This is a genomic window from Microcystis sp. BLCC-F209, from assembly GCF_041928595.1.
GTDB lineage: Bacteria > Cyanobacteriota > Cyanobacteriia > Cyanobacteriales > Microcystaceae > Microcystis.
The window spans coordinates 53743-62738 of sequence record NZ_JBHFLL010000077.1 but is presented as its reverse complement, the minus strand read 5'-3'; the positions used below and the strand labels follow the sequence as shown (position 1 = coordinate 62738).

Sequence of the window (8996 nt, the reverse complement as noted above, 5' to 3'; positions counted from 1 at the left end):
TTACGCTTCTATTCCCACCAGTGTCACCTTTGCTGCTGGTTCATCCACTGCTACTGTAACAGTTGACCCCACTGCTGATACAACAGTAGAAAGTGATGAAACTGTTGCTTTAACTCTTGCTTCTGGGACAGGTTATACAGTTGGGACAACTACCGCAGTTACCGGGACAATTACGAATAGTCCTGTCACTCCCAGTATCACCCTTGCGGTTGCTCCCAGTAGTGTGACAGAAGATGGGACAACAAATCTAGTTTATACCTTCACTCGTACCGGTTCTACTACCAGCGCCTTAACCGCTAACTATACAGTTGGGGGAACAGCTACTTTTAGCACAGATTACACTCAAACTGGTGCAGCCAGTTATACCAGTACAACAGGGACAGTGAATTTCGCAGCTAATGCTACTACTGCGACCGTAACTGTAAATCCGACTGCTGATACAACAGTTGAACCAGATGAAACTGTCATTTTAACCATCGCTGCGGGGACAGGTTATACGGTAGGTACGACCACCGCAGTTACCGGGACAATTACCAATGATGATACCAATGTCACCTTAGCAGTTTCTCCCGCAAGCGTTACTGAAGACGGGACAGGTAATCTCGTTTATACCTTCACCCGTACCGGAGTAACCAGTAATGCTTTAACAGTCAATTACACCCTCGGAGGAACAGCTACTCTCAATACCGACTACACCCGTACTGGGACTAACAATACTGTCACCTTTGCTGCTGGTTCAGCGACTGCTACCGTAACGGTTGACCCCACTGCTGACACAACTGCTGAACCGGATGAAACCGTCGCTTTAACTCTTACTTCTGGGACCGGTTATAGAGTAGGTACGACCACCGCAGTGACGGGGACGATTAAAGCCGATGAAAGTCTTCCTTATATTACTCTTGAGGTTTCTCCCAGTAGTGTTATCGAAGACGGGAGAACCGAATTATTAATCTACACTTTCACTCGTACAGGTCCGACAACAAATCCTTTAACGGTTAACTACAGTATTGGTGGGACAGCAACTAATGGAACTGATTACAATCCTCTTCCTACAGGTATCATATTTGCGGCGAATTTAGCGACTGCCACCTTAATCGTCCTCCCCACTCCTGACACCATTATTGAACCGGATGAAACCGTCGCTTTAACTCTTACTTCTGAGACCGGTTATACAGTGGGTACGACCACCGCAGTGACGGGAACAATTAAGGATAACGATGTCCCTAGTATTACTCTTGCTGTTGATGATGATGATGATAATACTCCCATCGTTACCACCATTGTTAACGAAGACGGGACAACCAACTTAGTTTATACCTTCACCCGTACTGGACCAACAACTGATGCGTTGACAGTCAATTACACGGTCGGGGGGACTGCTATTCTCAATACCGACTACACTCGCACCGGAACTAACAATACTGTCACCTTCGCTGCTGGTTCTGATACTGCGACAGTAACTGTTGCTCCCAAGGCTGACACCATCGGTGAACTGGATGAAACCGTCATATTAACTGTTGCTTCTGGGACTGGTTATACAGTAGGTACGACGAAAACTGCAACGGGAACAATTAAAGATAATGATAACACTCCCAGTATCACTATTGCTGTCTCTCCTGCAAGTGTTACTGAAGACGGGACAGGTAATCTCGTTTATACCTTCACCCGTACTGGAGTAACCAGTAATGCTTTAACAGTCAATTACACCCTCGGAGGGACTGCTACTCTCAATACCGACTACACTCGCACTGGGACTAATAATACTGTCACCTTCGCTGCTGGTTCTGATACTGCGACAGTAATAATAGACCCGATGACGGATTCTGTTATTGAACTGGATGAAAACGTCGTATTAACTGTTGCTTCTGGGACTGGTTATCTAATCGGGACGACGAGAACTGCAACGGGAACGATTACTAATGACGAGTTTTCCCAAATATCTATAAGCAGCATCATTATCACTGTTGTAGAAGGTAAAGATATTGTCAAAGATCAAAATTATACTAAGGCAATTCTCACCGTCATAGTCGAAACTCCCAGTTTACATCCAATTGCCGTCAACTATACTACTACACCCGTTAACGCTACCGCCGGGTTAGATTACACTAGCACAACCGGAAATCTGGAAATTCGCGCTAATACTTCTGCTGCTACTATTGAAATTCCCATACTCAATGATGACCTCAATGAACCTGATGAAGCCTTTAAAGTAACCTTGTCTAATCCGACTAATGCTATCATTAATCCTGAGGGAGGGCAGGCAGAAGTTATCATTACTGATACTTTGAAAAGCAGTGATAATCGGACTTTACTTGACTACCCGGATATAGAAAACCTCACACTAATTGATACTAGCAATATTAACGGTACAGGTAACAATAGCAACAATATTATTACTGGTAATAGTGGTAATAATACCCTCAATGGGGCAGCCGGAATTGATACTTTGGTAGGTGGTTTAGGTGCAGATATCTTCATCTTCCAATTTGGCCAATCTACCATAGCAGCAAGCGATCAAATTACGGATTTTGCCATCAATAGTGATAAAATTGACTTATTAACTCAAGGCGGACTCGCCATGAATGCGCCTAGTAGTTTCAGTCGCGCTGCTGATAGCACTGTCACCACTTTACAGAATTTAATCAATCAGGTATTTACTGATGCCAATGGAGCCACTACAGGTAATCAAGAATTAGCGGTTAATAGTGCCGCCTTAGTGCAAGTAACAAGCGGTGCGATAGCTGGAACTTACCTCGTTATTAATGATAGCACGGCTGGCTTCCAATCCAGCAATGATTTATTAATAAATATCACTGGATTTACTGGTACTTTACCTGCTTTAGGGAGCATTACAGTGGGTAATTTCTTTGTTTAATTAAGTAGGCGTAGGGTGCGTTAGGCGGCTATCAATTCCGTCAAAAAACCAAAATTAACAAGCCGCCGTAACGCACCACCTCTATTATTAAATTGGTGCGTTACGCTATCGCGCTTCACACCCTACTGACTGCATAATTGCTTGCTCTACTTGATTGAGGTAATCAGATAAAAGTTTAAGCAGCATGATTTAATATTTGTTCTAATTCTTGACGCAAAGCAAGGTAATGAAGATAATCGTTTGCCCATTCTATAAATATTATATGATCTGATAATGTTCCCTGATTGTATTGGTTATAAAAATCTTCGGAATCCATTTTATGTTGGTTCTCATAAACGCTAAGTCGCTTGGCAACAGCAATCAAAGCATCTAAAGATGATGTATATTGAATGGTCTGTTTACGCATTTTTCTTTTACCCCAAAATAATGATATTTTGATTATAAACGATCGCACTCAAACAAAAACATAAATCGTAGTGGACTGACACACCTAATTTAGGTGTAGGGTGCGTATTTGCGGCTATCAATTCCGTCAAAAAACCAAAATTAACAAGCCGCCGTAACGCACCACCTCTATCATTAAATTGGTGCGTTATGCTATCGCGCTTCACACCCTACTGACTAATCTTTGTGTCTTTGTGGTTATGATTAATCAATCAACTCCCAATACTAATCAATCTATTCCCGTAGAGATAATTGCTTCCCGTAACTTCATCGATTGGTTAGAGTCTCAGCAGATTAGTCTGGCTTTTACTACCTATCAAAGTTCTCGACTGATGTTTTTAGGAGTTAACCCTCAAAGGGGGATGTCCGGATTTGAGCGTATATTTGACCGCGCCATGGGTTTATATGCTACCCCAGAAAGGATTTATCTTAGTTCCCGCTATCAAATCTGGCAACTAGATAATGTGCTATTATCCGAACAACTTTATGATGGTTACGATAAACTTTATATCCCCCGCATTAGTTATACTACTGGGGATTTAGATATTCACGATTTGGCAATAGAAAATCTATCTAAAAGAATTATATTTATCAGTACCATGTTAAATTGTCTGGCAACAGTCAGCGATCGCCATAGTTGCATTCCTCTATGGAAACCGTCGTTTATTTCCGCTTTAGTCAATGAAGATCGTTGTCATCTCAATGGTTTAGCTTTGGTAGATGGGAAGGCGCGTTATGTTACCGCTTGTAGTCAATCAGATGTGGTGGATGGGTGGAGAGACAGAAGACAAACTGGCGGTTGTGTCATTGATATTCAGTCTAATGAAGTGATTGCTACTGGTTTATCTATGCCTCATTCTCCCCGATTTTATCAGGGTAAGTTATGGTTATTAAATGCGGGTACGGGTTACTTTGGTTATATTGATCAAGACAAAGGCATTTTTGAGCCTGTTACTTTTTGTCCTGGTTTTCTGCGTGGTTTAGCATTTGTCGGAAATTATGCCATTGTTGGATTATCTAAAAATCGTGGGGTAGATAAGACTTTTTCGGGGTTAATCTTAGATGATAATTTAATGGCTAAAGAAGCAGATCCTCGCTGTGGTCTGCTAATTATTGACTTGAAAACAGGTGAAGTTGTTCACTGGATACGCTTAGAAGGTGAAGTGACTGAACTTTATGATATACAAGTCTTAGAAGGAGTTAAACGTCCCCAAGCTTTAGGATTTCAAAATGATGACATCAGTAAAATTATTACTCTTGATCCTATTTCTCCTTTAGTTGGAGGAAATCTAGCAAATAATCAGCCTGATACTTCGCCAGCAGATACCCTTTATCAGCAAGCATACACCTTGCAAAAACAGGTTAAGCTTGAAGAAGCGATCGCTCTCTATCAACAATTAATTAATCAATCTCCCCAATATGCAGCCGCTTGGCATCAGTTGGGGGTAATTATGGATAGTTTAGGACAAATTGATCAGGCTATTTTAGCTTATAAACAAGCTTTACTTATTAACCCTAATTATGCAGAAACTCACAATAATTTAGGAATAATAGCAGTTAGCAAGGGAAATTTAGACGAGGCTATTATTTGCTTTAACCAAGCTATTCGTAGCAATCAAAACTATGCTTTTGCTGAGAATAATTTAGGTTTAGTCTTACAAATGCAGGATAAGTTAGGGGATGCTGCGGTCAATTTTCAAGAAGCAATCAGGAAAAACCCTAATTATCCAGAGGCACGCTTGAATTTAGGCAATGTGTTACAACTACAGGGAAAAATTGAAGAAGCGATCGCTTATTTTCAAACAGCAATTAAACTTAATCCTAAGTATATTAAAGCTTATAATAGTTTGGCTTTAGCATTAGGAAGACAGGACAAAGTAGAAGCAGCTATGAGCGTATTTAAGCAAGCTTTAGCTATTCAACCTAATTCCCCAGAGGCTTTCGCTTGCTTATTTTCTATGAAGGAAATGACTTGTAATTGGGAGACAAGAGAAGCTGATTTAATTCAACTTTGGCAATTAACCAAAAAACAGTTACAAGAGGGAAAATCTAGCGCAGTAACTCCCTTTGATACCTTATATAAACCTTGGTCTGCTAGTCAACAGTTGAAAGTAGCTTGTAACTATGCTCAAGAGATTAAAAGACAATTAGCCTTAGGGACTAAACCCCTCAACTTTAACCATTCACGCACCCGATCTGGACGATTAAAAATAGGTTATTTATGCCATGATTTTCGTAATCATCCTACCAGTCATTTGATGCAAAGTGTCTTTGGTTTACATGATCGCAATAACTTTGAAATAATTGCCTATTCCTATGGTCCTGATGATGGTAGTGAGTATCGTCGTCGCATTGCCAATGATTGCGATCGCTTTTATGATATTGCTACTTTATCAATTACGGAATCTGCACAACGGATTTTTGATGATGGGGTGCATATTTTAGTTGATTTGATGGGATATATTGATAAAGCGCGGACGCAAATATTGGCTTTAAAACCGGCACCGATTCAAGTTAATTATTTGGTTTATCCGGGGACAATGGGAGCAGATTTTATCGACTATATTATTGGTGATGCCATAGTTACCCCACCGGAATCTGCTGATAATTTTACTGAAAAATTGGTAATTTTACCAGATAGTTATCAGGCTAATGATTATCAACAAATCATATCATCTAAACCGGTTACTCGTTCCCAGTATGGTCTTCCTGAATCGGGTTTTGTCTTTTGTTGTTTCAACCATACCTATAAAATTGAGCCGCAAATATTCACTGTCTGGATGGAAATTCTGGCCAATGTTCCAGGTAGTGTATTATGGTTATTTTCGAGAGTAGCTGAAGCTGAAGCAAATCTACGTCGGGAAGCACAAGCGCGAGGAATTGAGGGCGATCGCTTAATTTTTGCCCATCTCGAACCTAAGTCGGAACATTTGGCGCGGCATCAACTAGCTGATTTATTTCTTGATACTTTATACTATAATGCTCATACTACTGGGAGTGATGCTTTATGGGCAGGTTTACCGATTATAACTTGTTTGGAGGAGACTTTTCCTTCCCGTGTTGGTGCTAGTTTACTGACAGCTATTGGCCTACCTGAATTAATTACTAAGAATTTAGAGGAGTATAAAAATTTAGCGATTAATTTAGCAAAATCTCCTGATAAATTGCACGAAATTAAACAGAAACTAGCACAAAATCGTCTGACTTATCCGTTATTTGATACCCTTCGTTTTACCCGCAATTTAGAAAAAGCTTATCGGACAATGTGGGATATTTATGCTGCGGGAAAATCACCAGAGATGATCAGGATAGCCAATTGATCACTGGAATTATCAGGGTAAGCGCATCTTAACAATCCTTGACAAAATGAACTTTATCCCTCCGGGGTTTCACGGTACTTGACCAGAAAAATCAGAAAAAGTATCGGTATTTTTTTGAGGAATTAAAGCTTATTTTCATAGATTAAATTTACTTGACAAAATGACTTATGTGTGTTAATAAATTAAGTCCTAAAATTGAATTACCTTGCTCATTTAACAGGGGACTATAACAAGCGATCGCTCCCTGTTTTGGTACAATTGATAACAAAGCTCCACTAACTCCCGATTTAGTGGGAAACCCTACCTCAAGGGCGAATTGTTGGGAAGCTTCATAGAGTCCACAATTAGTCATAATTTCTAGAATAATTTCGCCAAAAGGAGCAGCTAAAATCAACTTACCTAAATTAGCAAGATCGGCAATTTTTCCAGATAAACAACAGATTTGATTGTAGGTTTCTAGAGCTAAATAACGATGACTGATATAACCATTTTTTTCTAATTCTAAGCTTAAAGCCTGATTGTGGGTATTAGGATAGGAGTGGACAGAATCAAGGACAGAGCGATCAATAAATAATTGACAATTACCCATTTCATTTAACCATAAAAGCAAATTTTTACAGCGAGATTCTGGCGTTTCTCCTGCTAATAAATCCGCCAATGAGATCGCACCACTATTAATCATAGGATTACGGGGAAAACCTCGATCCTCTTGCAGTTGAGTTAAGGAATTAAAAGGATAACTAGAAGCTTGTTTTCCCACGCGACGAAAAACAGCATCTTCCCCTAAATGAGTTAAAAGATATAATAACAAAAAAGGTTTAATCACACTCATCAAAGGAAAAGTTACAGTTTCATCTCCCCAAGACAAAATCTCCCCCTCAAGACAGTGAATCTGGAGAGCGAAAACCTCAGGATTAACTTGCTTCAAAACCGGTATATAATAGGGAGTCTGACCCTTCCTATCCGATAAATGCACTTCCCCGAGCCAAGCTTGTATATCTTCCACCCTTAATCTAGCTAATCGGTTCATTTTTTTAATCCATGTACTCAGTCAAAGAAGCAGAATCTATAATCTTAACTCAAATTCAACCCCAACACCCAACCGAAAAAGTTTCTCTAGGGGCAGCTTTTGGGCGCATTTTAGCCGAAGATATCAGCAGTGATTTAGACTTTCCCTATTGGGATAATTCCGCTATGGATGGCTATGCTGTCCGCTACGAAGATGTCAAAGACACTAACCCAGAAAATCCCGTTACTTTAAAGATTATCGCCGAAATTCCCGCCGGCAAAGTCCCCGAAAAAATTATTCAACCGGGAGAAACAGCGCGAATATTTACCGGAGCGATGTTACCCGCCGGCAGTGATACGATTATTATGCAGGAAAATACTCAAAAACAAGGGGAGCGAGTGGCGATTCTTATCCCTCCCGAAAAAATAGGTCTTTTCGTGCGTCAACGCGGCACATTCTATCGAGCGGGAAATACCCTATTAAAAGCCGGTATTGCCCTTAATTCCCCAGAAATGGCGGTTTTAGCCACGGCACAAGCTACCGAATTGACAGTTTTTTCCCGTCCCCAAGTGGCAATTTTCTCCACGGGAGATGAATTAATTAATCCCGATGAAACCCTACAAAAAGGTCAAATTATTGACTCGAATCGCTATGCTTTAACGGCATTTGTCGCCAGTTTAGGGGCAATTCCCAGGCCTTTAGGTATAATAAAAGATAATCCTGATCTTCTCAGAGAAACTATCAAAAAAGCCATTAATTCTAGTGCTATCGTCCTTTCCACTGGAGGCGTTTCTGTGGGAGATTACGATTATATCGAGGGAATTTTAGGGGAATTAGGGGGAGAAATTCTGATTGGCAGCGTTGCTATTCAACCGGGTAAACCCTTAACCTTTGCTACTTTTCCTAACGGTTGTATTTACTTTGGTATCCCCGGTAATCCCGTCTCTGCTTTAGTTTGCTGTTGGCGCTTCGTACAAATGGCCATTAAAAAATTATCGGGATTGACAGATTATCAGAACAAATTTCTGCGAGTTGTCACCCGCGATACTCTCAAATCTAAGGGACAAAGAGAAGTTTATCTCTGGGGAAAAATAGAAATTATCGAGGGAGTTTATCAATTTCAACTTGCTCCCGGACAACACAATTCGGCTAATTTAATTAATTTAGCGGGTACTAATGCTTTAGCCATAATTCCCCAGGGTAAAACTACCATACAAGCGGGAGAAACAGTAGAAGTTATGACTGCACTTACCCTTTGAGAGCCAGTTTCAGATTTTGGCAAGGGTTCTTTTTTTGACTTGATCTCCTTCTCGGCAAGAATCAGGTCGAAGAACAGCAGCTGGGGAAT

The 8996-nt window shown here is 40.5% G+C and carries 5 protein-coding genes; 3 read left to right on the top strand and 2 right to left on the bottom strand.

The annotated features are described in order from the left end of the window. Nucleotides 1-2875, top strand: a 2875-nt coding sequence (locus tag ACE1AQ_RS04910) for a beta strand repeat-containing protein (RefSeq protein WP_374807974.1), incomplete at its 5' end; no start/stop codon positions are given. A 175-nt stretch (nucleotides 2876-3050) separates the two neighbouring features. Here the strand turns inward: ACE1AQ_RS04910 and tumA are convergent. After that, nucleotides 3051-3281, bottom strand: coding sequence for an antitoxin TumA (gene tumA, locus ACE1AQ_RS04905; RefSeq protein WP_008202927.1), 231 nt, complete (start codon nucleotides 3279-3281; stop codon nucleotides 3051-3053). Between the two features lie 238 nt (nucleotides 3282-3519). Here tumA and ACE1AQ_RS04900 point away from each other — a divergent pair, with 238 nt between their 5' ends. Further along, nucleotides 3520-6639: a TIGR03032 family protein gene (locus tag ACE1AQ_RS04900; RefSeq protein ID WP_374807972.1), complete on the top strand. Its 3120-nt coding sequence runs from the start codon at nucleotides 3520-3522 to the stop codon at nucleotides 6637-6639. Nucleotides 6640-6787: 148 nt separating this feature from the next. On the opposite strand, the gene ACE1AQ_RS04895 is transcribed toward ACE1AQ_RS04900, so the two are convergent. Then, complete coding sequence (locus ACE1AQ_RS04895; protein WP_149979279.1) at nucleotides 6788-7669, bottom strand: glutaminase; 882 nt, start codon at nucleotides 7667-7669, stop codon at nucleotides 6788-6790. A gap of 11 nt (nucleotides 7670-7680) precedes the next feature. On the opposite strand from ACE1AQ_RS04895, the gene glp reads away from it, so the two are divergent. After that, complete coding sequence (gene glp, locus ACE1AQ_RS04890) at nucleotides 7681-8907, top strand: gephyrin-like molybdotransferase Glp (protein ID WP_008202919.1); 1227 nt, start codon at nucleotides 7681-7683, stop codon at nucleotides 8905-8907. Nucleotides 8908-8996 lie beyond the last annotated feature (89 nt).